General features: G+C 32.2%; 32 protein-coding genes and 2 pseudogenes. 30 read left to right on the top strand and 4 right to left on the bottom strand.

Annotated features, from left to right (window positions below; all coding sequences use genetic code 11):
* Positions 1 to 30: 30 nt before the first annotated feature.
* From H593_RS20075 to H593_RS0110920, 30 genes and pseudogenes are all read left to right on the top strand, one after another.
* The gene (locus H593_RS20075; RefSeq protein WP_028872508.1) at positions 31 to 798 is read left to right on the top strand and encodes a DUF6090 family protein; all 768 of its coding nucleotides are present in this window, start codon (positions 31 to 33) and stop codon (positions 796 to 798) included.
* A 20-nt stretch (positions 799 to 818) separates the two neighbouring features.
* Positions 819 to 1,541, top strand: coding sequence for a DUF6090 family protein (locus tag H593_RS21110; protein ID WP_028872507.1), 723 nt, complete (start codon positions 819 to 821; stop codon positions 1,539 to 1,541).
* Entirely contained in the window at positions 1,538 to 2,287 is a 750-nt protein-coding gene (locus H593_RS20070) for a DUF6090 family protein (protein WP_051229709.1), read from the top strand. The genes H593_RS21110 and H593_RS20070 overlap by 4 nt, the downstream gene beginning before the upstream one ends.
* Complete coding sequence (locus tag H593_RS20065) at positions 2,284 to 3,051, top strand: DUF6090 family protein (protein ID WP_051229708.1); 768 nt, start codon at positions 2,284 to 2,286, stop codon at positions 3,049 to 3,051. Before H593_RS20070 ends, H593_RS20065 begins: the two co-directional genes overlap by 4 nt.
* A 52-nt stretch (positions 3,052 to 3,103) precedes the next feature.
* Positions 3,104 to 3,844 (top strand): DUF6090 family protein, encoded by a 741-nt coding sequence (locus tag H593_RS20060; RefSeq protein ID WP_051229707.1) that lies wholly within the window; start codon positions 3,104 to 3,106, stop codon positions 3,842 to 3,844.
* A 32-nt stretch (positions 3,845 to 3,876) separates the two neighbouring features.
* Positions 3,877 to 4,893 carry a hypothetical protein gene (locus tag H593_RS0111040; protein ID WP_037052106.1) on the top strand — a complete coding sequence of 339 codons (1,017 nt, stop codon included), beginning with the start codon at positions 3,877 to 3,879 and terminating at the stop codon, positions 4,891 to 4,893.
* Entirely contained in the window at positions 4,886 to 5,662 is a 777-nt protein-coding gene (locus H593_RS20055) for a DUF6090 family protein (protein ID WP_051229706.1), read from the top strand. Before H593_RS0111040 ends, H593_RS20055 begins: the two co-directional genes overlap by 8 nt.
* A gap of 33 nt (positions 5,663 to 5,695) precedes the next feature.
* Positions 5,696 to 6,955 (top strand): DUF418 domain-containing protein, encoded by a 1,260-nt coding sequence (locus H593_RS0111030; RefSeq protein WP_028872505.1) that lies wholly within the window; start codon positions 5,696 to 5,698, stop codon positions 6,953 to 6,955.
* A 52-nt stretch (positions 6,956 to 7,007) separates the two neighbouring features.
* The gene (locus tag H593_RS0111025) at positions 7,008 to 8,012 is read left to right on the top strand and encodes a DUF6090 family protein (protein WP_028872504.1); all 1,005 of its coding nucleotides are present in this window, start codon (positions 7,008 to 7,010) and stop codon (positions 8,010 to 8,012) included.
* A 67-nt stretch (positions 8,013 to 8,079) separates the two neighbouring features.
* Complete coding sequence (locus tag H593_RS20050; RefSeq protein WP_028872503.1) at positions 8,080 to 9,075, top strand: hypothetical protein; 996 nt, start codon at positions 8,080 to 8,082, stop codon at positions 9,073 to 9,075.
* 32 nt (positions 9,076 to 9,107) lie between these two features.
* Positions 9,108 to 9,851: a DUF6090 family protein gene (locus H593_RS0111015; protein WP_169338363.1), complete on the top strand. Its 744-nt coding sequence runs from the start codon at positions 9,108 to 9,110 to the stop codon at positions 9,849 to 9,851.
* Entirely contained in the window at positions 9,851 to 10,585 is a 735-nt protein-coding gene (locus tag H593_RS20045) for a DUF6090 family protein (RefSeq protein ID WP_028872501.1), read from the top strand. Before H593_RS0111015 ends, H593_RS20045 begins: the two co-directional genes overlap by 1 nt.
* Positions 10,578 to 11,339: a DUF6090 family protein gene (locus H593_RS20040; protein WP_028872500.1), complete on the top strand. Its 762-nt coding sequence runs from the start codon at positions 10,578 to 10,580 to the stop codon at positions 11,337 to 11,339. Before H593_RS20045 ends, H593_RS20040 begins: the two co-directional genes overlap by 8 nt.
* A 53-nt stretch (positions 11,340 to 11,392) precedes the next feature.
* On the top strand, positions 11,393 to 12,109 hold the full coding sequence (locus H593_RS20035; RefSeq protein ID WP_028872499.1) for a DUF6090 family protein: 717 nt from the start codon (positions 11,393 to 11,395) through the stop codon (positions 12,107 to 12,109).
* Positions 12,110 to 12,111: 2 nt separating this feature from the next.
* Positions 12,112 to 12,924: a DUF6090 family protein gene (locus H593_RS20030; RefSeq protein ID WP_028872498.1), complete on the top strand. Its 813-nt coding sequence runs from the start codon at positions 12,112 to 12,114 to the stop codon at positions 12,922 to 12,924.
* 32 nt (positions 12,925 to 12,956) lie between these two features.
* Positions 12,957 to 13,688 (top strand): DUF6090 family protein, encoded by a 732-nt coding sequence (locus H593_RS20025; RefSeq protein ID WP_169338362.1) that lies wholly within the window; start codon positions 12,957 to 12,959, stop codon positions 13,686 to 13,688.
* A gap of 78 nt (positions 13,689 to 13,766) precedes the next feature.
* Positions 13,767 to 13,850 (top strand): annotated as a pseudogene (locus H593_RS21615) (DUF6090 family protein); the annotation flags it as partial.
* A gap of 57 nt (positions 13,851 to 13,907) precedes the next feature.
* Complete coding sequence (locus tag H593_RS0110985; RefSeq protein WP_028872496.1) at positions 13,908 to 14,117, top strand: hypothetical protein; 210 nt, start codon at positions 13,908 to 13,910, stop codon at positions 14,115 to 14,117.
* Positions 14,118 to 14,272: 155 nt separating this feature from the next.
* Positions 14,273 to 14,494 (top strand): hypothetical protein, encoded by a 222-nt coding sequence (locus H593_RS0110975; protein ID WP_147231273.1) that lies wholly within the window; start codon positions 14,273 to 14,275, stop codon positions 14,492 to 14,494.
* Between the two features lie 620 nt (positions 14,495 to 15,114).
* Complete coding sequence (locus tag H593_RS0110965; RefSeq protein WP_028872494.1) at positions 15,115 to 15,450, top strand: hypothetical protein; 336 nt, start codon at positions 15,115 to 15,117, stop codon at positions 15,448 to 15,450.
* A 183-nt stretch (positions 15,451 to 15,633) separates the two neighbouring features.
* Positions 15,634 to 16,671 (top strand): hypothetical protein, encoded by a 1,038-nt coding sequence (locus H593_RS0110960; protein WP_028872493.1) that lies wholly within the window; start codon positions 15,634 to 15,636, stop codon positions 16,669 to 16,671.
* 2 nt (positions 16,672 to 16,673) lie between these two features.
* Positions 16,674 to 18,089 (top strand): MBOAT family O-acyltransferase, encoded by a 1,416-nt coding sequence (locus H593_RS0110955; protein ID WP_028872492.1) that lies wholly within the window; start codon positions 16,674 to 16,676, stop codon positions 18,087 to 18,089.
* 34 nt (positions 18,090 to 18,123) lie between these two features.
* A complete protein-coding gene (locus tag H593_RS0110950) occupies positions 18,124 to 18,879 on the top strand; it encodes a DUF6090 family protein (RefSeq protein WP_028872491.1) in 756 nt (251 codons plus the stop codon).
* Between the two features lie 9 nt (positions 18,880 to 18,888).
* Positions 18,889 to 19,032, top strand: a pseudogene (locus tag H593_RS21260) (DUF6090 family protein); the annotation flags it as partial.
* Positions 19,025 to 19,180 carry a hypothetical protein gene (locus H593_RS20995; RefSeq protein WP_169338360.1) on the top strand — a complete coding sequence of 52 codons (156 nt, stop codon included), beginning with the start codon at positions 19,025 to 19,027 and terminating at the stop codon, positions 19,178 to 19,180. The pseudogene H593_RS21260 and the gene H593_RS20995, both read left to right, overlap by 8 nt.
* A gap of 114 nt (positions 19,181 to 19,294) precedes the next feature.
* Entirely contained in the window at positions 19,295 to 20,056 is a 762-nt protein-coding gene (locus H593_RS20020) for a DUF6090 family protein (protein ID WP_028872490.1), read from the top strand.
* Positions 20,057 to 20,099: 43 nt separating this feature from the next.
* A complete protein-coding gene (locus H593_RS20015) occupies positions 20,100 to 20,852 on the top strand; it encodes a DUF6090 family protein (RefSeq protein ID WP_028872489.1) in 753 nt (250 codons plus the stop codon).
* A 331-nt stretch (positions 20,853 to 21,183) separates the two neighbouring features.
* A complete protein-coding gene (locus tag H593_RS0110930; protein WP_028872488.1) occupies positions 21,184 to 21,579 on the top strand; it encodes a cupin domain-containing protein in 396 nt (131 codons plus the stop codon).
* A gap of 4 nt (positions 21,580 to 21,583) precedes the next feature.
* Complete coding sequence (locus tag H593_RS21415; protein WP_261793647.1) at positions 21,584 to 21,715, top strand: hypothetical protein; 132 nt, start codon at positions 21,584 to 21,586, stop codon at positions 21,713 to 21,715.
* A 78-nt stretch (positions 21,716 to 21,793) separates the two neighbouring features.
* Complete coding sequence (locus H593_RS0110920) at positions 21,794 to 22,246, top strand: hypothetical protein (RefSeq protein WP_028872487.1); 453 nt, start codon at positions 21,794 to 21,796, stop codon at positions 22,244 to 22,246.
* A 126-nt stretch (positions 22,247 to 22,372) separates the two neighbouring features.
* On the opposite strand, the gene nqrF is transcribed toward H593_RS0110920, so the two are convergent.
* The 4 genes from nqrF to H593_RS0110900 form a co-directional block, all read right to left on the bottom strand.
* Positions 22,373 to 23,683 carry an NADH:ubiquinone reductase (Na(+)-transporting) subunit F gene (gene nqrF / locus H593_RS0110915; protein ID WP_028872486.1) on the bottom strand — a complete coding sequence of 437 codons (1,311 nt, stop codon included), beginning with the start codon at positions 23,681 to 23,683 and terminating at the stop codon, positions 22,373 to 22,375.
* Positions 23,684 to 23,687: 4 nt separating this feature from the next.
* Positions 23,688 to 24,404 carry an NADH:ubiquinone reductase (Na(+)-transporting) subunit E gene (nqrE, locus tag H593_RS0110910; RefSeq protein ID WP_028872485.1) on the bottom strand — a complete coding sequence of 239 codons (717 nt, stop codon included), beginning with the start codon at positions 24,402 to 24,404 and terminating at the stop codon, positions 23,688 to 23,690.
* An 81-nt stretch (positions 24,405 to 24,485) separates the two neighbouring features.
* Positions 24,486 to 25,130: an NADH:ubiquinone reductase (Na(+)-transporting) subunit D gene (locus tag H593_RS0110905; RefSeq protein WP_028872484.1), complete on the bottom strand. Its 645-nt coding sequence runs from the start codon at positions 25,128 to 25,130 to the stop codon at positions 24,486 to 24,488.
* Positions 25,131 to 25,133: 3 nt separating this feature from the next.
* On the bottom strand, positions 25,134 to 25,934 hold the full coding sequence (locus H593_RS0110900) for a Na(+)-translocating NADH-quinone reductase subunit C (protein ID WP_028872483.1): 801 nt from the start codon (positions 25,932 to 25,934) through the stop codon (positions 25,134 to 25,136).

The raw sequence follows: 25,934 nt of genomic DNA, 5'->3' as shown, positions 1-25,934 counted from the left end.
GCGGACTTAACTAGTAAAAAATTTTAAACTATGATAAAGTTATTTAAAAATGTTAGAAAACAATTACTCGCAGAGGGAAAAACTACCAAGTATTTCAAATACGCAATAGGCGAGATTGTGCTTGTGGTCATTGGGATTTTGATTGCCTTATCCATTAATAATTGGAATGAAAATTCTAAACAAAATAAATTGGAACTAGAAGCCTTAAAAAACTTAAAAGAGGATTTTAACTATAATCTGTTAACTTTAATTCGTACAGATAGTTTTAATACGCTTAACATTAAATCTTGTGTACAAATACTCAACCACACTGGTAAAAGATATACGGAAGCGTTTGTTTTGGATACCTACTTAAATGACGCTGTTTCAGCAACAACTTATGTTGCTAAAAACGGTTTTCTTAATGATTTAATAAATTCTGGAAACCTTGGTTTAATAAAAAATAATGTTTTGCGTAATCTTTTATCATCTTGGCTTTCCGAATTAATTGATTTGAAAGAGAGCGAAAATTCTACACAAAAAAACAATGTCGATACAATTGATTTTATAATAAAAAACGGTAGTTTTCTTAATGCTGACCAAGCACGCAATTACAACTCCAGTTTAAATATTACGTTGCCAGAATCCGGTTTCGAGATTAATAATAACCACTTACTAAAATTACCTGAATTTGAAAATAGAGTTGAAAATCAAATCATTTTATGTGACATTTCAGCAAATAAATATAAGACTTGCATCAAATTGAACACGGAAATACTTCAACTTTTAGAATCTGAAATAAGAACAAAAAATAACTGAAGCACAAACTACTAATCCAAATGATAAAACTATTTAGAAATATCCGAAAAAACCTTCTCAACGAAGGCAAAACTACAAAATACTTCAAATACGCCATTGGTGAGATTATTCTGGTGGTTATTGGAATTTTGATTGCGCTACAAATTAATAATTGGAATGAAGAACGAAAAGACGCCATTAAACTTATAAACGTCTATGCGCTTATTAATAATGATATTAAAAACGATATAGGAGATTTGCAAAGGAGTGTGGACTTCTACATGGAAAAAAAACCTGTTTTTGAAAAAGTAGTAAACGACTCGATAACACCTGACTTACTGGATAAAGGACTTTCAAGATTACTATTTGATGGTCCAGCTATGATATTAAACAAAAAAGGGGTCTCCCAATTAAGAGAATTGCAAGTAAACGATACGTTAACCTTTTATCTCAATGACATATATGAGTGGATGGATACTAAAATGCTTCCGCTTGAAAATAGTATTTCAGCAGAATTCATTGATCATCAAAAATACGTGAGAGATAATTATAAATGGTATGCAGAATGGATGGAAAATACCATCACGCAAGATTTAGGTAGCAAAGAATTACACAACTATTTTTTGACAAACCACACCTATCGCAATCGGGTTATATTTATTTACAATCGAATTGAAGAGTATACCAGAATGCTTAAAGCTTTAATAAAAGGTCTAACCGAATTTCAGGACGAAATAGATGAAATTTTAAAAGAATCAGAATGATAAAGTTATTTAGAAATATTCGAAAACAATTACTCAGCGAAGGCAAAAACACAAAGTACTTCAAATACGCCATTGGCGAAATAGTACTTGTGGTGATTGGGATATTAATTGCTTTGCAGATTAATAATTGGAAAGAGCACAAACAAAAAGAAATACAAATTAAAAATGCGCTTGTAGCCTTATATAATGATCTTGCCCAAGACACTGTTTTAATAAAAGAACGATTACCATTTATTAAAGAGCAACACCAATTAAATGAATCCTTAAGAACCAAAGTAGCAAAACCTGAGGCAACCTTAGACACTTTGATACACGTTATGCGCTATGAATTTAATCCAAATTGGAGCGAACAAATTATTTACAATACAAACGCCTATTACAGTCTCATCCAAACAGGACTAGTAGAAAACGTATCAGATTCTTTAAAGACAAGGATCAAAAATTTCTACAATCAAAAATTCTTTCAAAAAAATAGGGTTGAAAAAACCACTAACGATTATAGAGAGAAGATTACGTCTTATGTCAACACCTATACTTTTGGTTCCACGCCTATTCATGATCAGGGACACTTAATCGATTCTTTGGTTTGGGAACATATTAACAGTAGCCATCTTGCTGCCACCTTCCAAGGTATTAGTAACTTTAAGAGAATTCTATTTACAGAAACTCAAGTAGAATTAGAGTATTCACTTGAAGGCTCAAAACGTCTTCTACAACAACTTGACTTTTATATAAAAGACCTATGATAAAACTCTTCAGAAACATCCGCCAAAACCTTCTCAACGAAGGTAAAACTACAAAATACTTCAAATACGCCATTGGCGAAATAGTACTTGTGGTTATTGGGATATTGATTGCTTTACAGATTAATAATTGGAACGAAAACCGAAAAAACAGAGTAACTGAATCTGAATACTATTGTAAGTTTCTTGCAGACTTTGAGTTAGACCGTCAAAATATTGAAGAACTCTATAAAGAATCGGAATATAAAATAGAAACCAGTAAACGACTTTTGTTGGATTTAAACAAAAAAGACAAAGACAAATCATACTTATTAAATACCTATTTACAAGCCTTAAGAACCAATGAATTTGTGCCTAGTAAAGTAACCTTTACAGAAATCACCTCATCTGGCAAATTAAACTTATTGACAAACGATGCTTTAAAAAATAACTTAATTCGATACTATGTAGAATTAGATAAATTACTGTATCAGCTAGAAATCAATCGCTCGAAAAGTCTGGAAAAAGCTTTTTCCTATGATGATGTTTTGTTATTTGGTATGCAAAATTTTGACTATGTTAATAATTCATTAGGGACTGAAATATTAGAAACACTACCTGTTTATAATTGGCAATTTGATAGTGAATCTTCATATTATAAGCAGTTTCAGAATGATTTGGTCTTTTTTGTAACGATGAGCGAAAGGGAAAAACAACATTTTAATAATATTTTAAAAGCAATGGAGACCACCTTCAATCAACTAAAAAAAGAGTGCAATTCAGATTGAACTAAAACAACATCACGATTTAAAAACAGATTCACTTTTGTGGAAAACATATATGATAAAATTCTTCAGAAAAATTAGACAACAATTATTGACTGAAAATAAGTTCAGTACATATCTTCTTTACGCCATAGGCGAAATAGTTCTTGTGGTCATTGGGATAATGATAGCACTTTCCTTAAATAATTGGAATACGGATAACGCTAACAAAAAGATCGTTCACAAAAACAGTATGACCTTAATTCAAAATCTTAAAAAAGACAGCGTTTATATTAAAGATAGAATGCAAAAGATACAGACACAAGAGGATGAACTGTTTAATCTTCAAGAGCGCTTATCGAGTAGAGAAGCAACGGTAGACACCCTTTTAAAAATTGCACGGTATGAGTTTAATCCTCTTACTGTGACAATTAATTTTAAAAATGAAAATGCGTACAAAACAATGGTGCTTTCTGGCGAGATCAATCTATTTGATAGCGATCTTACTCAAGCCATCTATGACCTTTATAGAAAACATGAGTACTTTGAAACCATAAGTGAAGATAATTTTAAATCGTATGTTGAAGCCATACAAAACTATCAGGAGAGCTTTCCAATTAAAAATAGAAATAATACCATAAATGGTCCTTTACAAGATATGTTATGGCAAGATGTAAACGCCAAAGAGTTGATTGCTAAATTCAATAAACTTACGGTTAGTAAGCGAATAGGCTATGAAAGGAAAGCTGGTTTAGAAGATCTACTAAAAGAAAACTCTGCCTTACTTGTAGAACTGCGAAAAATTGAAAACCGATGATAAAATTCTTTAGAAAAATAAGATATAACCTCATGGAAACAGGAAAAACAGGTAAATACTTCAAATATGCCATTGGCGAAATCATCCTCGTGGTGATTGGGATTTTGATTGCTTTATATTTAAACAATCTAAATGAACAGCTTGCAACACAAGCAAAGACAGATATTATTTTAGAAGATGTTTTAAACGAACTTACGGTAAATATTAAAAAAATAGACGATGAAATAGCCTACTACCATCGTAAGGATACGGTTTATTGGGTTACACAATTTAATAAGGTAACTAAAGAAACCTTTTTAAATCCTAAAACACGTTCTACATTTTGGTCTATGACTACAAAATCAAAGGCATTTGAATTGGCTAACGATGCCTACAGCCTATTAATAACCAATAGCGCAGATTTACCTCTAAAATATAAACCAATACTTGCCGACTTAAAATTTTTAAACACCACCGTGAAAAAAAACTTGGAACGTTTTGAAAATGAAGTTTTTCTGAGCGCAAAATATAATATTACCTACAAAGCCAATAACTTCCCTTGGTTTTCGGATAACACAAAAGCGGGCTATGATGGTGAATTCAATTATATGTTAACGGACTTTCGCTATCGAAACCAGGTTGCTTTTACGCACAATTTAGTAGTAGATAATCATTTTGCTAATGCGATGCGATACCGTTCTAAGGCTATTGGTTGCTATATGACCATCCAAAAATTCTTAAATAAACAGAACTTAGAAAACGGTTTTTCTATCTCTAAAGAACGTTCAAAACCCTTTGTTGGAAGCTATAAATTAATAACAGAGATAAGAAAGGATTCATTCTTCGAAGAATTGAAAAGATATAAACAATTTAAAATTTTTCAAGTAAATAATCGCCTATATTTTAGTGCAATTGGCGATAGTACAAAACAGGAAGTGATACCGTTTTCAAAACACCAGATAGTGGTAAATCCAGCAGATTTCTTCACCTTATCCGTAAAGGAAAAAGATACTATTCTACAAACAAATAGTGAAGTGAATTACATTAAATTAGCACCCGAAAATGATTAAATTTTTTAGACATATTCGTCAAAAACAAATTATGGAAAACAGAACAGGTAAATACCTTAAATATGCCATAGGCGAAATTATCCTCGTGGTCATTGGAATTTTGATAGCTCTTCAAATCAATACTTGGAATGAAAACCGAAAAGCAAAAAATGAAGAAATTAAAATCCTAAAAGCGTTGCAAGCAGATTTTATGGTATCTAAAGACAGAATTGAGGGCACCATAAAGTCGCAGTCTAAAGTAATGCGCTACAGTAAAACCTTAATAAATATTCATGAAAGACAGGACAAAACGGAATTCCACTATTATGATACGCATTTAGATTCCTTAACTTACCTTATCGGTTATGGTACATCTTGGCACCGTGAAGAACTGGTGACGGGAGCATACAACTCGTTAACCAGTGCTGGTAAAATTGACCTCATACAAAATGAAAACTTAAGAAATTTATTAGCACAGTTTATGGCAGACTATGAGCTTGGATTTGAAGATCAAGAGAATTCTATGCATTTATTACAAGAGCTTAATAAAGAAACAAATCATCTCTTTTTAAAAATAGCAGGTAGTTATTTTAGGGATAAATTTGATTATAAACCTATATCAATTGACAGCCTTGCTATTTCTGAATCTTTCTTTACAAATGATAGCTACTTTGGCAATTTGTTTCTAAAATCTTTTGATGAGTTTAATAGATTAAAACGACAAGAAGACATGCGAAATCAGATCCAGTCTATTTTAGACAGTATTAAACAAGAATTGGGAAATGAATAAAACTAAAAATTAACCACTGCACAATAGCTTATAATGATAACACCAACCAACCCAACCAAAATAATACCAGTACAAAAGGAGCATCGCATCGATTTTTTAGATGTGCTTCGTGGTATTGCTATCTTATTCATATTTATGGCAAATATTTTAACCTTTTCAGGTTATTTTTCCTTTCCGTTAGAAGATCGTTTTACAGGTACAACATTTGCCTTTGATGGAACTTTCGATTTTATAATGCACACCTTAGTCGATGGGAAATTCTATACCGTTTTCTCGCTTTTATTCGGTATTGGTTGTGCCATGCAGTTTTATAAATTAGATGTTAGTAATAAACCCTTTGCGCCCTTTTTTAGAAGACGCATGTTTTGGCTTTTGGTTATTGGATTAATTCATCTGTGTCTTTTTTGGTTAGGAGACATCCTCACTTTATATGCATTGCTTGGCTTTGTTTTAATTGGCTTCGTGAATTTTTCTGATAGAAAACTAATCGTGTTTGGTAGTATTCTCATTTTGTTTCCGATAGCAAATTGGCTTTTTGTCTATGTTACCAAACTAAATTATGCCGACTTTTTTTTCGAATTATCCAGTGCTTATTACGAACAACGTGGCTTCGCTACAGAAGTGTGGAATGGCAAAATATATCCTGATTTTAAGCAGTTTCAATCCAACGAAATTTTATTGGATTATTTTAAATATAATATAGGTAACACCTTTGGTCGCATTGGTGCCATCTTAGACGAAGGACGTGTTTTCAAAGTACTGGGTATCTTTTTACTAGGGCTTTGGGCAGGACGGAAACTATTAAAAGAAGATGTATTAAACGACACCAAATTTCTGAAAAAAGTGACAATCTGGGGGTTTGTTATCGGACTTCCAATAAGCACCTTTAGAACTTATGTTGTGTTTTTCGGAAGCCAAGAACCGCTTTGGGATTTCATTAAAACGGTTTCTTACGCCCTTGGAACTGTACCATTAGCTATAGCAATTGCCTCAGGATTAGCATTGCTGTACAGAAAAAAACCAAAGCTATTAAATGCATTTGCGCCTGTTGGAAAAATGGCGTTATCTAATTATTTATTTCAAACCTTTTTTGGAGTCTCATTTTTCTACGGAATTGGATTAGGGTATGCTGGTAAATTTGGATTCTCAATTATTATGGCTATTGCCATTGGTGTTTTTCTACTTCAAATAGTACTAAGTAAACTGTGGTTAAAGCATTTCAAATTTGGACCTGTGGAATGGATTTGGCGACAATTAACTTACGGTAAAGTATTGAAAATACTAAAAACGTAAACTATAACGTATTCTATTTATGATAAAAATTTTTAGAAAAATTCGCCAAAGTATGATTAAAGAAAACAGAACTTCCAAATATCTACTCTATGCCATTGGCGAAATCATCCTAGTGGTGATTGGGATTTTGATTGCGTTGAGCATCAACAATTGGAATCAGCAAAAAAACAACGACGCAAAAATTACAAGCATTTTAAAAGAAATACAAAATGATATTGTAACCGATTTAAAAGCCTCTAATAGGATTTTTGATTATCACGTAAGAACAGATTCTATTTCAAAGGCTTTTCTAAACAATAAATACACCGCAGAAGATATTAAAAAATCCGGATTTTACAGAATAGGCTATAACTATCGCGACTTTAAAATTGTGACCAATGGTTTTGATAACCTCAAAGGAAACATAGATAATGTGCCAGAAAAATATGCAGACTTACTTCCTGAAATTAAAGATTTGTATGTTACTCTAAAAACAAATATCGACGTTGCCAACGATAAAATTAGAAGTACGGTTTACAAAAATATAGATGATGAAAGTAATTTTGATTGGTATCAAGATGAGTTAAAAGGCATAAAAAATGATGCACAAATCGACTATTACCTTAATGATAAAAACTATAAAAATCTTGTGGGCAATTACATGAGTTACAGGATAAATATTTTTGCATTAAGTAATCAGTATAGAGTAAAAACTATCGACCTATATCTCAAAATTCAAGAGGTTATTGGCAGTACAGATGACATTCCAGATAGTGTGAGTTATACATATAAGGACACCACTTTTTCAAAGAATTACGTTGGTACTTACAAATTAAAGGAAACTATAAATACAGACATATGGGACGAAACAGTAAATATTACCTTAAAAGACGGTCAATTGGAATTCGAACCAAGTGAAAGCAATTTTCAGATAAATTTATTATACTATGATAAAAATACTTTTTTCATAGATTCATATAATGCTTTTTTTGTGTTTGATAGACAAAAAAAAGACCAGCTTTATATCTCTCGTGGTATCAACGTTTTTGCGATTTACGAGAAAATAGATTCAAAATAGATGATGGTAACAATCTCAATTCATTAAGATGATAAAATTTTTTAGAATAATTAGACAAAACTTGCTAATGGAAAACAAAACTGGAAAGTATTTTAAATATGCTATCGGCGAAATTATCCTTGTGGTCATTGGTATTTTAATTGCTTTGTATTTAAATAATCTTAATGAAATCCATAATTCACAAGCAAAAATTGACATCCTATTAGAAGAGGTCTTAAATGAGCTCAATGTCAACATTGCGACTATTGAAAATGAAATAGACTTTTTCCATAAAAAGGACAGTGTCTTTTGGGCTGTCAAACAAAACCGCGTAACTAAAGAAACTTATGCAGACCCAATGCACCCAGAATTTATTAATATGACTACGCTATTCACCCAATTTCAATTAACTAATGATGCCTATCAGCTTTTAATTGCAAATAGGGAAAACACGCCTATAATCTATAAGCCCATAATAAAGAAATTAAACACCTTAGATTCAAAACTTAAAGCAAGTCTTGATGACTTTGATAAAGAATTATTGGATGCCGTCAAGACCAACATAAAATTCTATTCAGATAACTATTCCTGGTTCTCAGACGATACAGCAGTTGGAGATGAAAATTATTACAACTACATGTTAGAAGACTACGGTTATAAAAATAAAGTTTACTTTTTTAATTCGCTGGCAATTAGAAATCACCTTGGCGTAGCACTCGCATACCGCTCAAACGCTATTAATTACTATACTGAAATTGCCACATTATTAAATAAAGCTGACGTAAATCCCAGTTTTACATATACAAACGACCAGTTACAACCATTTATAGGTAGCTATGAAGCCATCGCAAATACAGTAAATGATTCCTTAATTAAGAGTACAACCTTACCTAACAAATTTAAAATCTACAAGGAAAACGAAAACCTTTTTTTAAAAATTGAAGGCGATAGTGTCGCTGTTGAAGTGATTCCATTTTCTAAAAATCAAATGGTTACTCGAGGCAGAAATTTCTTTACATATTTTGCAAGAGAAAATGATACGATTATTGAGAGCAATAGTAAAATTATTTTTAAAAAGCTATGATAAAATTCTTCAGAAAAATAAGATATAACCTCATGGAAACAGGAAAAACAGGCAAACCTGCCTTGCCGGCAGGCAGGTACTTCAAATATGCCATTGGCGAAATCATTTTAGTAGTCATTGGTATTTTGATTGCTTTGGCAATTAATAATTGGAATCAAAACCGAATCAAAATTGTTCAGGAACGCGATGACCTAGAAAACTTAAAAGAAGAAATCCAAACCAACATTGTAGATTTTAAAAGTCTAGATTCACTTTATGCAACTTTCGAGAAAAAAACTGCCTATGGTTTAAAACTATTTAATGACAACCCAAACGTTGAAGATTTTATACAAATTGACACACTGATTGTTACCCAATTGAAGGTGTTTCCACTAACATCAAGCACCTATGACGAAATGCTCAATACAGGAAAGTTTTATAATCTTAAAAATAAAACACTCAAAACAAAAATTACGCGGTTTTATGCCGAAGCAAACAATTATTCTTTAGCATTTATTCAAATCAATAATTCAGTAATAAACATAGCAAACCTTCCCGATTTGTTTCGGTATGGACTTCTCAGGGATAGACTTAAAACGAAACCTATACATATAAAAGATATCGATACAACGTGGGTTCATAACGTAAACGCACCAACCTATTTGGCATTTTATAAAAGCGCAAATTATATTCAAGGATTTAGTAATACGTCAAGACGTGAATTAATGGCAAGACAAATTTTAGTTTGCAAAGAACTCGTTAAATTAATTGATTCCGAATTAGAAAGAAAAATATAATGATACAATTCTTCCGAAAAATTAGACAAAATATGATTAAGGAAAACAGAACTTCAAAATACCTACTCTACGCCATTGGCGAAATCATCCTAGTAGTTATAGGGATTTTAATAGCCCTACAAATTAATAACTGGAACGAAAATAATAAATTAGAAAAAGAGGCCTACAAGGTGCTCTTACAAATGAAAGATGAATTTTCGAGAAACCAAACCGAATTACAACTAAAGTTAGAACAGCATAAATTTGTCAAGGCGAGTACGGCTGAATTATCAAGTTTAATAAGCCCTAATCCAATAGAAGTTGAGAAGCATAAACTCGATTCGCTTATGTTTTCAACGATATACGTACCAGAATTTAATGCTTCCATAGCCACATTAGCGTCAGAAAAATTAGTACTTGTAGATGATGAACTCAAAAATTATATAGCCGACTGGCAATTAAATTATGACTATTATAAGTTAAGCACAAAACTAATCTATGATAACCAAACGCAACAAGCTTCATTTATCATTGAAAATTATCAATCTAAAAATTTTAAAAACGCCCTAATTCAACCTACTAAAAGTGCTTTTGATACGGATGAGCAAAACATTTTAACAAGTCCCATCTTCGAAAATTATATTCATTCAAGAAGTCTTAATACATTTTTTATTGTAAAACGAGCTACGACACTTTATGACATACAAACAAAAATTTTACAACATATAGAAGCAAAATTATCTACCTATGATTAAGATTTTTAGAAAAATTAGACAAAAAATGATTACAGAGAATAAAGCTTCAAAATATTTACTCTATGCCATTGGCGAAATTATCCTTGTAGTTATTGGGATTTTAATTGCGTTGCAGCTTAACACTTGGAAAGAAACACAAAACGCATCAAAAAAAGAAGTCGCCTTACTGGTAAATATAAAAAATGATTTACAAGCGGATATTTCAAATTTACAGAATCAGGACTCTCTATTTGCAACGTATGAAAAAGATTTAGAACTTGGTTTAGACTTATTCTACAAAGCCAAGACCGTTAAAGACATAGATTCGGTAACTCGCTTAAATAGTACTTTTTGGAATGAATTATTTATCAACCAGAATACCTATACTGAAATGATTAATTCTGGCAGTATGTATGCTATGAAGAATAAAGAACTAAAAAAAAGGATTAATAAATACTATTTACTGGTAGAAGCACATATAGAATATATTAGAAGTGTAAACACAGCACTATCCGAATTATATGAGTTAGACCCAGCTATGCATCCCTACAAACTTTTGATAAGGCAGATTAAAAATCCACGACTAGATTTAAAAACCATAGATACCACTTGGATAAACAATCCAAAATCGGCAACCTACCTATCTTTAGATAATTATTTAAATTCTACACAAGCTTTAAATAATGTCTATAGACGTGAAGTATTTAGGCGCATTTTAACAGCAGGCGATACGCTTTTGGTAGCCATTGATAAAGAATTAGTACTTAGAGATTGATAAAACTAGACTAGCAAATGATAAAGTTCTTTAGAAAAATAAGATACAACCTTATGAAAACAGGCAAAACCACCAAGTACTTCAAATACGCCATTGGCGAAATCATCCTCGTAGTTATTGGTATTTTGATTGCGCTTCAAATTAATAATTGGAATGAACAACGAAAACAAAATCGTAATCTTCGGGATGTTTATAGCAATCTATTATTGGACATCAAATCAGATTCCGTTTCCTATGGTAAAAACCTTAAAGAACTTAAAGACGTCGATTTTTTACAGGAACAGTTATATAAAATAGGTGTAAAAAATGATAGCACAATTGTCATAGAGAACCCTAGCATTATTAGATTTTTGCCTTATTACAATCCAATAACAAAAGAAAATGATCCCTTTTTAGCGACAAAAATCACCAATGAAAGCATTAGAAAAGAAATATTAATCTATTTCAGGAAAATGAAAGATATGGACGATATCTACTCTGATCTAGAGGACGTTATAAAAAATAAAATGCGCATTTTTTTAGGAACTAAAAAAATGTACAAGCTTACCAATTGGTTTGAAAATAAATATAAAAATACAACCGTACAGGACTTATCTTACGATTTTATTGATAGCGCAGAACTCATAGCACTTTCAAAAGACACGGAATTCCAGCAAATACTCTTTGAAGCCTCTCTAAAAATTGTAAACAACATTGATGTTTTAGAGCTATTAATAAAGCAAAATGCGAAATTAATCCGTGTGATAGAAAATGAATTGAATACACCATAACCATGATAAAATTCTTTAGACATATTAGACAACGTTACATTTCCGAAGGAAAAACAACCAAATACTTCAAATACGCCATTGGAGAAATCATCCTCGTGGTCATTGGGATTTTGATTGCCTTGAACATCAATAATTGGAATGAAAACAGAAAGACAAAAGCACATCAATTGGCATCTATGAAAGAAATTATTGAAAATTTAAATTATGATATCCTTAGATGTGAAAACAACATTAAAACTAATACCTTTATTGTTCAAGGTCTAGATTCTTTAAGAGCGTCCATAAGTAATACTATAGACGGAAAAGATGAGACAGCGAATATATATTACTATTCGTTTAAATATGCTACAGATTATAGTAAGGCAGTTTTAAATAAATCAGCTTATGACGAACTCATAAATTCTGGTTCAGTAAAAGGTATTGCTAATAGAGCACTAGTACAAGAGCTTTCCGATTATTACGAAAGAATAGCATTTACAGTGCCAGAGTTTAATCCTAAAAGAGCTTTTGAAAATTTGCAAACCATCAGAAAAAAAATTATCAGTTTTAAAGCGTTTGATGGGTATATTCAATCTTACGATGCTATGAATTCTGATACGTTTTCAGTTGATTACGATTTTGGCGCGATTCAAAAAATGGAACATTTACAATTATTACAACCGCAAGTTTTGACATTAACAGACTATTACAATGAGATTGCCCAATGTACCATAGATTTAAAAACCTATATGTTTTATATGTCTTGGGCAAAAGGAAACGCCAAAAGTCTCATTGTTGACATTCAAAAGGAATATGATTTAACAACTACTAACTGATGATTAAATTCTTCCGAAAAATTCGTCAAAATATGATTAAAGAAAATAAAGCTAGTAAATACCTACTCTACGCCATTGGCGAAATCTTCCTTGTGGTTATTGGTATTTTGATTGCCCTTCAAATTAACAATTGGAATGAGGATTCTAAACAAAGTCGTATTGAGCAACAGTATCTCGTTGCTTTAAAAGAAGAGTTTAAATACAGTCACCAAAAACTAGAACAGGTGATAGCTGTCAATAAAAGTAATGCCGATTATGCTTTAAAAATTTCTGATCTCATGGGTCCCGATATTCCCGCAATTACCGAAAAGGAATTTTCCACTTTAGCTATGGAAATGACAAATTGGGAGGTAATATACCATCCAAATCAAGCGGTATTGGACGAAATAATTAGTTCGGGAAAACTTTCTATTTTTAGTAATGCTAAATTAAAATTTGCTTTATCGTCAAGTAAAGGGCTACTATCTAAAATTAGGTTTCAAGAAGATGAACATGCTGTTGTCAGAAGAGATATAATAGCAATTATGAATGCTGATGGCAATGCGAAAAAAATGATTACAGATGCCCAAGGAGACACCTTCGATATAAAAGAAAGCAAATTTAAACTTGGAAATCTTCATTTACTGCAATCTCAAAAATTAGAAAATGAACTGACGGATTTTATTTTAACCGCTAGATATCTTAATCAAAATTACTACGAAGAATTGAAAACGGAATTGGATGCTATGCTAAAATTGATTGATAACGAAATAGACTCAAAATAACCAATGATAAAATTCTTTCGAAAAATCCGCCAAAATATGATTAAAGAAAATCGAACATCCAAATATTTCATCTAAGCAATCGGCGAAATTGTACTGGTAGTCGTTGGTATTTTAATTGCTGTACAAATCAATAATTGGAATAGCAATCAAAAAGATGACATTCAAGAAATCAAAATCCTGCTTCAATCGAAAGAAGGTTTAACAGTAGATAGAAATAAGATGAAAGCTGAACTTAAAAATTTAGTCCATATCCAAAAGTCTATCAAACAGTTGGAGAAACTTATGGAAAACCCAAATTACGAGTACAGTCCTAAACTTGATTCGTTATTTGGCCCTGTATATGGAATGAAAGTCATAAAGGTGAATAGGGCTTTTTATGAAGATTTAAAGACCTCTGGATTCCAATTAATAACACTTTTCAAGAATTAATGAATTCTGGCAACCTAGCTTTACTTTCAAACGACTCCATCAAAAACACTTTACTTAATATGGAATCGCTTTATAAAATCATGAAAGATGAAGAAGCACATTTTAGGTATGATCCAGAAACGTAGTTGTACGAGCTCTCATTTAATACGATGGATATGAATTCAATTGTTCAAAATTACATGTACTACGTGAGTAACGGTGAAGCTGGCGAAAATAGAGATTTAATTAAAGAGCAATTTGAAGCCATGTTAAAAGATACCAAACAGAAAAATGGCTTTGTTATGGCTATATACGAATTCAGCGTTATCAACAAGCAATTAGAACAAATGAAAACTTATTGCGAACAACTTATTGTATTAATTGATAATGAACTCTAAATAAATCCTAGAATGCTTTAGAAATAACCGTTAAAACCTAGTACTCCAAATAGAACAAGTAAACATCTATGGCCTTGGACCGGCACTGGTTTTCCTTTAATTACTTTACATATAAAGAACACTAGCTACAAAAGTAAATAAGCAAGAATTTCGACTATTTAAAGAGCCTCTTCTTGATTTAAAATAATTTAAATAAAGCCCAAATCAGTTAATATTCATTATTTGTAAAACTTTTATAAGGAGAATACGAAGAATTCGATACAAGACAAAAAATTAGAATAGTAGTCACAAATGAAAATCCTATGTTTTTTTTTGATGATTCTTCTGCTATTATAAAAAAGCAACGCGTATTAACAAAAGACTCAACTTTCCTCTTGAATAAAACCTTTCATAATCAAATTACTCACAAAATTAGTAAAGCATAACATCACAAATAGTCTTTTTAATACCACATGAATATGTGGTTGACAATAAGCCCACTGTCGATTAACTTGACATAAGTTAAACAACATACTTTTATAGAAGTTTTTGACTAAGAGAATTCCTTTCTCCCTAGCATTGGCTTTTTAAAAAAATCAATATAATTTACATTAAAAGAATACAACTCATTAAATTAAATTATGAAAAACAAATTAGCAAAATGGTCAAAATCAGAGTTGAAAATTTATATTCTTTTACTCAGTGCTAAAATAGACCAAGAACAATCTGAAGCAGAAATTAATTTAATTAAATCTAAAACCGATCCAGAAACCTTTGACAAATTATACAATGAGTTTTGTTGTGACGAGGAAGATGATTGTTTTGAAAAAATAGAAGATGCTATTAATCATCATGAATATACACCAACAGAACTCAATAAGTTAAAGCAAGAAATTCTTGAAGTATTTCTCTCCGACAAAAATTTCTCACCAAAAGAGCGCTACTTAGAACGAGTATTTGATAATATTTTATACTAAAAATTAGAAACCACTAAAAACATATCTAATTGAAGGTATTAAAATTTTTAACTGCTCTTATCTTTTAACTATGGCTCTTTCGACACTATGAAGACACCAAACAATTTGATCAAATGCATACGAAGACGCTTTTTGACAGTTACCGAAGTGAAGCTCCTAAGCACTAACTAAACACCAACCATCATGAATTTAAAAAAATCTTTAGTCATTACAATAGCATTAAGCCTCGTGCTATTGAGTTCATGGGAAATTTACTGGAGACTACAAGGTTATTACCCAACACTAAATGACGAAAAAGCTTTATGGGCAAAACATCGTGCAAATGTAGAAACTGCAACAAAAGAGGATATTATCGTTTTAGGATCTTCACGTGCTTTTTTTGATATTCAACTAAAACCATTTGAACAACTCACAGGAAAAAAGCTTATTCAACTCGCATCCACAGGGTCTTCGCCTTTACCTACATTTCATGATATCGTCAATAACACAACTTATAATGGTTCCATAATCATAGGCGTTACACCTGGACTATTTTTTTCTACAACATTTCCAGAGGCTTTTCCATGGAAAAGGTCGCAGTCTAAAGTTAATCATTATCAAGACAGAACCTATGCACAGCGTATTAATTACGAATTATCTGTTCCGTTACAAAAAAGCTTTGCTTTTGTATCTGCAGATGAAGAAGAATGGGATGATGATATCGATTTGAAATCATTATTACGTCAAGTAAAAATCGGTAACAGAACGGGCGCTCCCATTGCACCACCATTTTACTATTTTGGAGATGTCGATACCAACCGGAATATGGCCATGACCTCTCGCACCGCAACTGACACCGCTTTTGCAAATACCATTATAAAAGTTTGGGAATTCTTCGGAAACGGAGTACCACCACCTGACAAGGCTTCTACAATGGCCTTTTTTCTAAAAGACCTCAATACCTTCAAAGCAAGAAACGGAAATGTCATATTAGTGCGATTACCCTCAAGTGGAGCCACACGCGTTGGAGAACATGAAGTATTACCAAGAACCGAGTTTTGGGATGACTTAGTAAAACAAGCACGCGTAAAAAGTTATCACTTTGAAGATTATGATACACTTAAAGATCTTAAATGCCCAGAAGAGTCTCACCTTTCGTATGAAGATGCTATCTATTTCACAAAAACCTTAGTCTCGATTTTAACAAAAGATGATGCGTTTACTAATTCTAAAACCAACTAATTATGTTATTCAATTCATTGAGCTTTATCGTATTCTTAGTTATTGTTTTAGTACTGTATTATGCCAATATTTTTAGTTGGAATAATAGAAAACGCATTCTATTATTGGCAAGTTATATTTTTTATGGCCTTTGGAATCCACCGTTGGTCATTCTGCTCTGGATTTCAACCATTGTTGATTACACAGCCGGAAAAAAACTAGCAGTCGAAGAACGTCAAGGTAAACGGAAATTATGGTTGCTATTGAGTATGGTCGTAAATTTAGGGTTTTTAGCATTTTTTAAATACGGAAATTTTCTGTTGGAGAATTTTACCTTAGTAATGAGTTCAATCGGTCTTGATTATGAAGCCTTACCAATGGATATTATTTTACCAATGGGTATTTCATTCTACACGTTCCAAACCATGTCTTACACTATTGATCTCTATAAAAAAAAGATTCAACCCGCTCGAACGTTTTTAGACTTTGCATTGTATGTCACTTTTTTTCCTCAATTAGTTGCTGGTCCAATTGTGCGTGCTCAAGATTTAATTACCCAATTTTACGAAGAGAAAAAAGCAACTACACAACAGTTTATTTGGGGCTTCTTCCTATTGACTATAGGCCTTTTTCAAAAAGTTGTTTTAGCAGACACATTACTTTCGGGAACTGCAGATAAAATTTTTGGTTCAAAAAGCATCCTGCATGGTTTAGATGCATGGACAGGTACGTTAGCATTTTCTGGACAAATATTCTTTGATTTTGCAGGCTATTCTACCTGTGCTATTGGTATTGCATTGATGCTAGGCATCATTTTACCAGACAATTTTAAATATCCTTATGCTTCTATTGGTTTTTCCGATTTATGGAAACGTTGGCATATTTCATTATCCACATGGCTACGGGATTACTTATATATTCCATTAGGAGGAAATAAGCATGGCATTACAAGATTATATGTCGCTTTAATGATTACCATGTTATTGGGTGGTTTGTGGCATGGCGCAGCATGGACTTTTGTCATTTGGGGTGCTTTACATGGATTATACCTAGTGGCTGAGCGTGTTTTAAAACAACGCATTCATATAAAAATTAATGCTTTTAATGGAGTACTATTTGCGCTACTTACTTATATCTTAGTCAACTTTACATGGGTATTTTTTAGAGCTCGGGAGTTTTCAACTGCAAAAAACATGATTAGCTCCATGTTTTTCATGAATCCAGATGGTGATAAAATCCTACAATCGTTTGATATCATTAAGGTTCTTGTACTTATTAGCCTGTTGTTTATCTGTCATTGGATAATGAGAAAATCATCGTTAAAAGAAATGTCTCATAAAATATCACCACTAATATTAGGCGTAACTTGGGCTATAATGATTTTTCTAATTTCTATTTCTCAAGGCCATAGCGAACAGTTCATTTATTTTCAATTTTAAGATGATTAAAGTCTTTAGAAATATACGTAAATCCATGATTAAAGAAAATACAACTTCAAAATATTTACTCTACGCCATTGGAGAAATTATCCTTGTGGTTATTGGAATTTTGATTGCGTTACAAGTAAATAATTGGAAAGAAGAACGCAAAGCTAGAACTTTAGAAATCGTTCTTTTAGAAAACCTAAAAAAAGACCTCACATTAGATACACTAGATATTAATTTTAATATTAAGTATCATTCTACGTTTATCAATGAGGAAAAAAAATTATTAAACTTTTTGACAAGCGACTTAGATTATCCAGCAACAGTCATAGATTACAATGCTGCACTCACAACACCTTTAATAATTGTGCTACATGAATCTACATTTGCAAATCTTCAAAATAACGACATTGGTATTTTAACTAATAATTCTTTACGAAATGATATTTCAAGATTTTACGATTTTTTTAGCACAGCTATTAAGAAAATCGAAAATGATTTACCTGCTTATGAGACGTATAATGTAAAACTACCTTATTTTCTAAAATATTGTAAATTGGATCCCAATGCACCAGAGATGATCCTTTCTAATCCAGACAGCAAGGATTATTATAATCCAGAATTTAAAAAAAAAGCTATTGTATTACACAAGTTTGACGAAGCAAAACAAGATGATGCCTTTAAAATTATTTTAAACGAAAGTATATTCTTTAGACAAGTAACCATCGATTTTTATATAAATATGATCACTAGGATAAATGAGTTGACTAATGAAATAGACAAAGCGTTGGTTGTTCTTAAATAACACTAGCTTATGATTACAATATTTAGAAAAATACGTCAAAACCTACTTATGGAGAATAAAACAGGTAAATACTTCAAATATGCCATTGGCGAAATCATCCTTGTAGTTCTTGGTATCTTGATTGCGTTGCAGATCAACAATTGGAATGAAAACACTACAAAAGGATGAAGAATTTAAGCTACCATTAGTAGAGAGTCTATTTATTAACGCTATTAAATATAGCTTCTACAAGCAATTATTCGAAAAAACAGAAGAACTGAATACATCAATTGAAAATAAATTAAGAACTTTGATACAATAACAACAGTATAAGAATTAGACATCAATAAACATGTAATAAAAGTTATACTTTAAATTGATTTCTGTTGCACTTTCATCAAAACCATAAAGACATTTACTTTCTCAGAAAACAAATATGATTAAACTCTTTAGAAACACCCGTAAATCCTTGATTAAGGAAAATCAAACTACGAAATACCTCCTCTATGCTCTTGGCGAAATAATCTTAGTGGTTTTTGGTATTTTAATAGCCTTGCAAATTAATAATTGGAGCGAAAACCGAAAGCAAAGAACTATCGAGAAGGTCTATATAGAAAACATAAAAATAGACTTAAAACTCAATTTGAAATCACTCAAAAATTTTATAGCTGAAAGAAACAATACAATTACGTCTGTTGAGTTAGTATTAGATTTTTTCAATGCAAAAAAAACATTGGATGTAGATGCATTTAATTTTCATTCCTTGACAGTTATGGAATGGTATCCTTTTGAGAACAATGACAATACCTACCAAGAGCTCTTAAACTCTGGACAACTTTCTATCCTATCTAATAAAACAATGAAAGATAGCTTGCAAAATCTACAAAACAATCTCAGCATTATACGTTTTATTGAAAGTGAAATGGAAGAAGATTATGAACGCTATCTCTACGACAAATTTTTTGAAATTATTGATTTAGACACCTCTATAGAGAACTTAAAAGCACAAGTTAGTAAAAGTGAAACACTTCCAGAATTAGAATTAACAGAAGTTAAAACCCTTTTAGAAAACAGAACTTTTAAAAATGGCTTTGTTCTCGCTCAATTTAATAGTGAAGATCTTATTGTAGAATACAAAAACATGATGAATACGACAGAGCAAATTATTATATTGATAAACCAAGAGCTCGATAAATAAAATATTGAAAATGATAAAATTCTTCAGAAACCTACGCCAAAATATGATTAAAGAAAACAAAGTGAGTAGGTACTTACTCTATGCCTTGGGCGAAATCATTCTTGTGGTTATTGGGATTTTAATCGCCCTGACCATTAATAATAGTAATGAGGACAGAAAGTCTCGCAAGCAAGAAATAAAATACCTAAAAAACGTGCAAACAGATATCACAATAGAATTTAAAAACAACGACAGTATCATGAAATATAGGGCAGCAACAGCTCAAGCTGCTGCTCGCATGCTCGATTTTAAAACTCTGGAAACAGCAGGTGATATCATCTCACTAGAAATGACTATAAACCAAGTTTTTCAAAGATTAATCTTCATTCCTACAAACAATACTTACAAAGAATTAGTGAGCTCAGGTAATCTCAATTACATCACTAATGATTCTATTAAAAATCAATTATTAGAACTAGATAAAATGTATGTATACATAAATAATGGTGAGCATCACATGTATCGGGAGTACGAGGAGTATCTATACAATGTTTCCATAAAAAATGGCAAAATGCTCAATGCATTGGACTTTCAAAAAACAGCTGCAACTGGAGTGGCCACACCTATTCACCCATCACAAATACATACCGCTACAGTAATCCCTGAATTGAACCAATTGCTAAAGAAAAACGAATTTAGAAATGGACTAAAACTTTCAGTAATGAACAATACAGGAATTGCGGCCGCTCACAAAGAGATGATACAGCTTCTTCACAAATTGAATCAATTGATACAAGACGATTTAAACAAAGATTGAAAATAAGGTTAACCTTTTTATTCCTATTCATCAACTGCTCATTTCCGAAATAAGAATATAAAAAGTAGCTGCGCTATGATATTGGCAAAATCAATATTGTAATGACTAGGATTTAGATTGCACAACACATTAATGAATAGACTCTATATAAAAATATCAGAGATAATAACATCATAATTAGTATCACGCCTCACAAAAGAGGGTTAGGAACTTTGAAAATATTTTGATGCTGCACATATTGTAATCACAACTCGTAAGACGACAAATAGGTGAGTCCCTTTTTTTAGGCAAAAATTCATTACCTTCATGGGCATAAATAAACCCCAATTAAATGCGTATTAAACTTCCTCTAAAAATACTTTATCAGGTAACATTTATCTGTTTTCTGTCGTTAATACTGCTACATTGCGAAAACCAAAGTGGCTTACCAGATCCTTTAGAAGCTGGCTGGAATAATGAAGCTGTGTGCGAAGTTATAGAAGACAACGAGAACTTAAGAGTTTTAAAATGTTCATTTGCTCCTAATGTTGGTCACGAGAAACATTATCACAATCCGCACTTTGCTTATACACTGGCTGGAAGTAAATTCAGAATAAAAGATACCACAGGAACTCGAGAGGTTACTGTTCCAACTGGTTATAGTTTTAGCAAAGTTGAAATTTCTACACACGAAGTACTTAATATTGGAGATAGCACTGCTGTATTTTTAATCATGGAATATAAATAATATTATGGACGGATTTAATATCGTGATGGTAATTGCCATTATACTTTTTGCAAGATTAGGAGTACGTTTAGTGACGGGTTACATAAAGATGAAAAAAGAAAGCAAAGAAAATCAACAAGACTTAGATAATCTCTAACGGGTAATACACTGTTAAAGTTTTGTATTCACTTTTATTTTTTTTGTATCTTTTGTAGAAACTTCAACAAGTGATACTATGAAAACGCCTCAACGACTAGAAGAAGCCATTAAAAAACTCTATCTCGCTTATCATGATAACGAACTACATCCTGAATGCTGTAAAAGTTGTGCAGTAGGTAATATATTAGACCGCACAGATTCTTGGCAGCACCTCTCTGACCATCACGGATCTCTTAAACTGAATTACCTCGGAAATGTACACCAAATGCTAAATAGGCGTTTTAATGGCTATACACCTCAAGAATTATTACAGGTTGAAGCTACTTTTCTAAGCGCATGTGGTTACCAATTACCATTTAAACGATATCATAAAAGACCAGAAAATCCACAAGACAAAGAAGTATTATTTAATGGCCTCTGCGCAGTTATTACATTATTGTGTCAATTAGATAATGTGACAAACGTTATGGATTACACCAAACTATTTGAGGTCAAAAACAACCAACCAAAGTACACCCTAACCTATTAATGCTTTACAATAGCATTCTTATTCTTTAATCACTTTATTAAATACAAAAAACCAACTCTTAAGGAGCTGGTTTTTTATTCAAATTTTTAAAATATCGACTATGACATTACTGTTTTCGAAGTAATTCTAACCTCCAAAATCATCAAATCTAATGTGCTCATCGGCAATACCGAAATCTTCACCCATTTTTTGAACCGCTTGATTCATTAATGGAGGTCCACAGAAATATAATTCTATATCTTCTGGAGCTTCGTGTTTAGACAAATAATTATCAATTACACAATTGTGAATGAATCCAACAAAACCATCTCCAGGCGCATCAAGATCTTCTTTTACTTTCCAGTTGTCTTGTTCCATAGGTTCAGAGAGTGCCATATAGAATTTAAAGTTTGGAAAATCTTTCTCTAATGCTCTAAAGTAGTGAATGTAAAATAACTCGGCTTTAGATCGTCCTCCGTACCAATACGTTACTTTACGTCCCGTCTTTATGGTTCTAAATAATTCATATAAATGTGAACGCATTGGAGCCATACCTGCACCACCACCTACGTACAACATTTCACTTTCAGACTCATTGATAAAGAATTCTCCATAAGGGCCTGAAATTGTTACTTTATCTCCAATCTTTTGATCAAATATATAAGACGACGCGATACCAGGATTCACATCCATCCAACCGCCTTTCGCACGATCAAAAGGAGGCGTTGCAATACGTACATTAAGCATGATTTTACGTCCTTCAGCAGGGAAAGAAGCCATAGAATAAGCTCTCTCAATCGTTTCGTTATTTTTCATAACTAAAGGCCATAAGCCAAATTTCTCCCAATCAGCTTTAAACTTATTTGGTTCACCAGGATGATCATCTGGATGTGCTTCAACATCCATATCTGAATATTTGATTTCACACTCAGGGATTTCAATTTGAATATATCCACCAGCTTTGTAGTTCATGTCTTCAGGAATTTCAACAACAAACTCCTTTATAAACGTCGCCACATTATAATTTGAAACTACAGTAGCTTCCCATTTTTTAATTCCGAAGACCTCTTCTGGAATTGTAATTTCCATATTCTGTTTAACTTTCACTTGGCAAGATAAACGTGCTCCATTTGCTAATTCTTTTCTACTAAAGTGAGGAGTCTCTGTAGGTAAAGCTTCTCCACCTCCCTCAAGGACGTGACATTCACATTGAATACATGTACCACCACCACCACATGCAGATGGTAGGAATATTTTCTCTGCACTCAAAGTCGTTAGTAATGTACTACCAGATGCCACTTCTATTTCTCGTTCACCATTAATTGTGATCGTTACTGGACCCGATGGTGATAGTTTTTGTTTCACAAATAATAATAGACTTATGAGTATAAGCGAAATTATTAAAAACGCTGCTACAGTTGCTACTACTGTCCCTATTGTACCTGCTTCTAAAAGTATCATACTATTCAATTATTTTAGTATTATTAGCTAACTCTTTATTATCTTCAGTTGTTTGTTGAACTTCAACCGTTTTCTCTTCCTCGACTATTTCTTCATCTCCACCTGTTAACATACCACCAAAACTTAAGAAACCAATACCCATTAAACCTGTAATAATAAATGTAATTCCTAAACCTCTTAAAGGAGCTGGCACGTTAGAATATCTTATTTTCTCACGAATAGCCGCAATTGCAAGAATTGCTAAAAACCATCCAATACCAGAAGATACTCCATAATTTAATGCTAAACCTAGTGTTTCAATTTCTCTAGATTGCATAAATAAAGAGCCTCCCAAAATAGCACAGTTTACGGCAATAAGTGGTAAGAAAATACCAAGTGAGTTGTATAATGAAGGTGAGAATTTCTCAACTACTATTTCCACTAGTTGCACCATTGTTGCTATGGTAGCAATAAACATGATAAAAGATAAAAAACCTAAATCATAATCTGCATATTCAGGACCTAACCATATTAAGGCTCCTGGTTGTAAAAGGTATTGATCCAACAACCAGTTTAAAGGCACTGTAATCGCTAAAACGAAAATCACTGCTGCTCCTAAACCTACTGCTGTAGTCACTTTTTTAGATACTGCTAGGTATGAGCACATACCTAAGAATACTGCAAATACCATATTATCGATAAAAATAGCCTTGAAAAATAATTCGATGTGTTCTATCATTGTCTTTTATTTTTAATACTTCAGTTTTGTTATCCGTTTGCGTGTTACTAGAACGAGACTACTTGAAACTGAATACCTTTTTTAGTCTTCTATTAAATCCTTATTTCTACTACGTTGTACCCATATTAATAACCCAACAATAATTAAAGCCATTGGTGGCATTAACATGAATCCGTTGTTTTCATAACCTGTTGAGTACAAACCTGTTTTTTCAATAGCATCACCTAATACTGGTATTCCGAATAGCGTCCCAGATCCTAATAGTTCTCTAAAGAATCCAACAATAATCAAAATCACACCATATCCTACAGCGTTTCCTATTCCGTCAAGAAATGCTCTCCAAGGCCCATTTCCGAGGGCAAAAGCCTCAAAACGTCCCATAATGATACAATTTGTTATAATTAGTCCAACAAACACAGAGAGTGTTTTACTCAACTCATAAGCATAAGCTTTAAGTACTTGATCTACAATAATCACTAAAGAAGCAACGACAATAAGCTGTACAATAATTCTAATTTTTGAAGGAATCAAGTTACGAATTAATGATATCACAACGTTACCAACACCCATTACAAAAAGTACTGCAATGGCCATTACTAAGGACGCTTTTAGTTCTGCTGTTATTGCTAAGGCTGAGCATATCCCTAATACTTGAATCGTAATTGGATTATTATCTGCTAACGGATCTGTTATTAACTTAGCGTCTTTTTTTGAAAGTAGTCCCATAGTTTAGTTCACTTTTTTTAAGTTTTGGAAGTAAGGCATATATAATTTAAAATCAGCCTTTATCATGGCAGATACACCGTCACCTGTAATGGTTGCACCAGCTAAAGCATCAACCTCATAATCTGTCTTATCCATATTTTTAGGATCTGCATTTCCTTTAGCAACCTTAATACCTTTAAAGACTCCAGCATCTGTCAATAAATGCTCTCCATCAAAATCATCCATAAAGTACCGTTGCTTAATGTTCGCACCTAAACCCGGTGTTTCTGCTGCATGATCAAAAAATGCACCTCTAACAATCATATCTTTGTCTACTGCAACGTATCCCCAAATGGCATCCCAAAGACCTTTACCTCTAATTGGAGCGACATATTGTGTTTCTCCATCTTTTGATTGTCCAACAAATAAAGGCAACAAACGAGATTCACCAGCTTTGGCGTTAGCCTGTTGTTTTTTGACATCAATTAGGTAAGGTTCTTTACCATTATTAGCATCCATAAATTCTTGTCTGGTCATTGTTTTAATAATTTTACCATCCTTAGACTCTAACACTAATTGCTCTGAAACTTTTGTCTTAAACAACGCTGCAACTTCTTTAGTAGATACAAATGTAATATCACCATCACCCTCGTTGTCATTGACACCTAAAGCATACAAAATATTTTGTTGCTTCTCAATACGTTCGTTTTCTGCTATATTTGGTTTTAGAGACGATGCTGTAAAAGCTAATAAAGACCCAACAACCACTACCATAATTATGGCAAAGATTATTGTGTATCCGTTTTTATCTGTTCTTTTTTCCAT

Source organism: Psychroserpens burtonensis DSM 12212, from assembly GCF_000425305.1.
Taxonomy (GTDB): Bacteria; Bacteroidota; Bacteroidia; order Flavobacteriales; family Flavobacteriaceae; genus Psychroserpens; species Psychroserpens burtonensis.
The sequence above is the reverse complement of the archived record's forward strand: the minus strand, read 5'-3'. Positions and strand labels throughout refer to the sequence as shown.

What these genes read in the sequence shown, in the direction of transcription:
- H593_RS20075 (WP_028872508.1), top strand. Translation starts at nt 31, where the DNA reads ATGATAAAGTTATTTAAAAATGTTAGAAAACAATTACTCGCAGAGGGA.
- H593_RS21110 (WP_028872507.1), top strand. Translation starts at nt 819, where the DNA reads ATGATAAAACTATTTAGAAATATCCGAAAAAACCTTCTCAACGAAGGC.
- H593_RS20070 (WP_051229709.1), top strand. Translation starts at nt 1,538, where the DNA reads ATGATAAAGTTATTTAGAAATATTCGAAAACAATTACTCAGCGAAGGC.
- H593_RS20065 (WP_051229708.1), top strand. Translation starts at nt 2,284, where the DNA reads ATGATAAAACTCTTCAGAAACATCCGCCAAAACCTTCTCAACGAAGGT.
- H593_RS20060 (WP_051229707.1), top strand. Translation starts at nt 3,104, where the DNA reads ATGATAAAATTCTTCAGAAAAATTAGACAACAATTATTGACTGAAAAT.
- H593_RS0111040 (WP_037052106.1), top strand. Translation starts at nt 3,877, where the DNA reads ATGGAAACAGGAAAAACAGGTAAATACTTCAAATATGCCATTGGCGAA.
- H593_RS20055 (WP_051229706.1), top strand. Translation starts at nt 4,886, where the DNA reads ATGATTAAATTTTTTAGACATATTCGTCAAAAACAAATTATGGAAAAC.
- H593_RS0111030 (WP_028872505.1), top strand. Translation starts at nt 5,696, where the DNA reads ATGATAACACCAACCAACCCAACCAAAATAATACCAGTACAAAAGGAG.
- H593_RS0111025 (WP_028872504.1), top strand. Translation starts at nt 7,008, where the DNA reads ATGATTAAAGAAAACAGAACTTCCAAATATCTACTCTATGCCATTGGC.
- H593_RS20050 (WP_028872503.1), top strand. Translation starts at nt 8,080, where the DNA reads ATGGAAAACAAAACTGGAAAGTATTTTAAATATGCTATCGGCGAAATT.
- H593_RS0111015 (WP_169338363.1), top strand. Translation starts at nt 9,108, where the DNA reads ATGGAAACAGGAAAAACAGGCAAACCTGCCTTGCCGGCAGGCAGGTAC.
- H593_RS20045 (WP_028872501.1), top strand. Translation starts at nt 9,851, where the DNA reads ATGATACAATTCTTCCGAAAAATTAGACAAAATATGATTAAGGAAAAC.
- H593_RS20040 (WP_028872500.1), top strand. Translation starts at nt 10,578, where the DNA reads ATGATTAAGATTTTTAGAAAAATTAGACAAAAAATGATTACAGAGAAT.
- H593_RS20035 (WP_028872499.1), top strand. Translation starts at nt 11,393, where the DNA reads ATGAAAACAGGCAAAACCACCAAGTACTTCAAATACGCCATTGGCGAA.
- H593_RS20030 (WP_028872498.1), top strand. Translation starts at nt 12,112, where the DNA reads ATGATAAAATTCTTTAGACATATTAGACAACGTTACATTTCCGAAGGA.
- H593_RS20025 (WP_169338362.1), top strand. Translation starts at nt 12,957, where the DNA reads ATGATTAAAGAAAATAAAGCTAGTAAATACCTACTCTACGCCATTGGC.
- H593_RS0110985 (WP_028872496.1), top strand. Translation starts at nt 13,908, where the DNA reads ATGAAAGCTGAACTTAAAAATTTAGTCCATATCCAAAAGTCTATCAAA.
- H593_RS0110975 (WP_147231273.1), top strand. Translation starts at nt 14,273, where the DNA reads ATGAATTCAATTGTTCAAAATTACATGTACTACGTGAGTAACGGTGAA.
- H593_RS0110965 (WP_028872494.1), top strand. Translation starts at nt 15,115, where the DNA reads ATGAAAAACAAATTAGCAAAATGGTCAAAATCAGAGTTGAAAATTTAT.
- H593_RS0110960 (WP_028872493.1), top strand. Translation starts at nt 15,634, where the DNA reads ATGAATTTAAAAAAATCTTTAGTCATTACAATAGCATTAAGCCTCGTG.
- H593_RS0110955 (WP_028872492.1), top strand. Translation starts at nt 16,674, where the DNA reads ATGTTATTCAATTCATTGAGCTTTATCGTATTCTTAGTTATTGTTTTA.
- H593_RS0110950 (WP_028872491.1), top strand. Translation starts at nt 18,124, where the DNA reads ATGATTAAAGAAAATACAACTTCAAAATATTTACTCTACGCCATTGGA.
- H593_RS20995 (WP_169338360.1), top strand. Translation starts at nt 19,025, where the DNA reads ATGAAAACACTACAAAAGGATGAAGAATTTAAGCTACCATTAGTAGAG.
- H593_RS20020 (WP_028872490.1), top strand. Translation starts at nt 19,295, where the DNA reads ATGATTAAACTCTTTAGAAACACCCGTAAATCCTTGATTAAGGAAAAT.
- H593_RS20015 (WP_028872489.1), top strand. Translation starts at nt 20,100, where the DNA reads ATGATTAAAGAAAACAAAGTGAGTAGGTACTTACTCTATGCCTTGGGC.
- H593_RS0110930 (WP_028872488.1), top strand. Translation starts at nt 21,184, where the DNA reads ATGCGTATTAAACTTCCTCTAAAAATACTTTATCAGGTAACATTTATC.
- H593_RS21415 (WP_261793647.1), top strand. Translation starts at nt 21,584, where the DNA reads ATGGACGGATTTAATATCGTGATGGTAATTGCCATTATACTTTTTGCA.
- H593_RS0110920 (WP_028872487.1), top strand. Translation starts at nt 21,794, where the DNA reads ATGAAAACGCCTCAACGACTAGAAGAAGCCATTAAAAAACTCTATCTC.
- nqrE (WP_028872485.1), bottom strand. Translation starts at nt 24,404, where the DNA reads ATGATAGAACACATCGAATTATTTTTCAAGGCTATTTTTATCGATAAT.
- H593_RS0110905 (WP_028872484.1), bottom strand. Translation starts at nt 25,130, where the DNA reads ATGGGACTACTTTCAAAAAAAGACGCTAAGTTAATAACAGATCCGTTA.
- H593_RS0110900 (WP_028872483.1), bottom strand. Translation starts at nt 25,934, where the DNA reads ATGGAAAAAAGAACAGATAAAAACGGATACACAATAATCTTTGCCATA.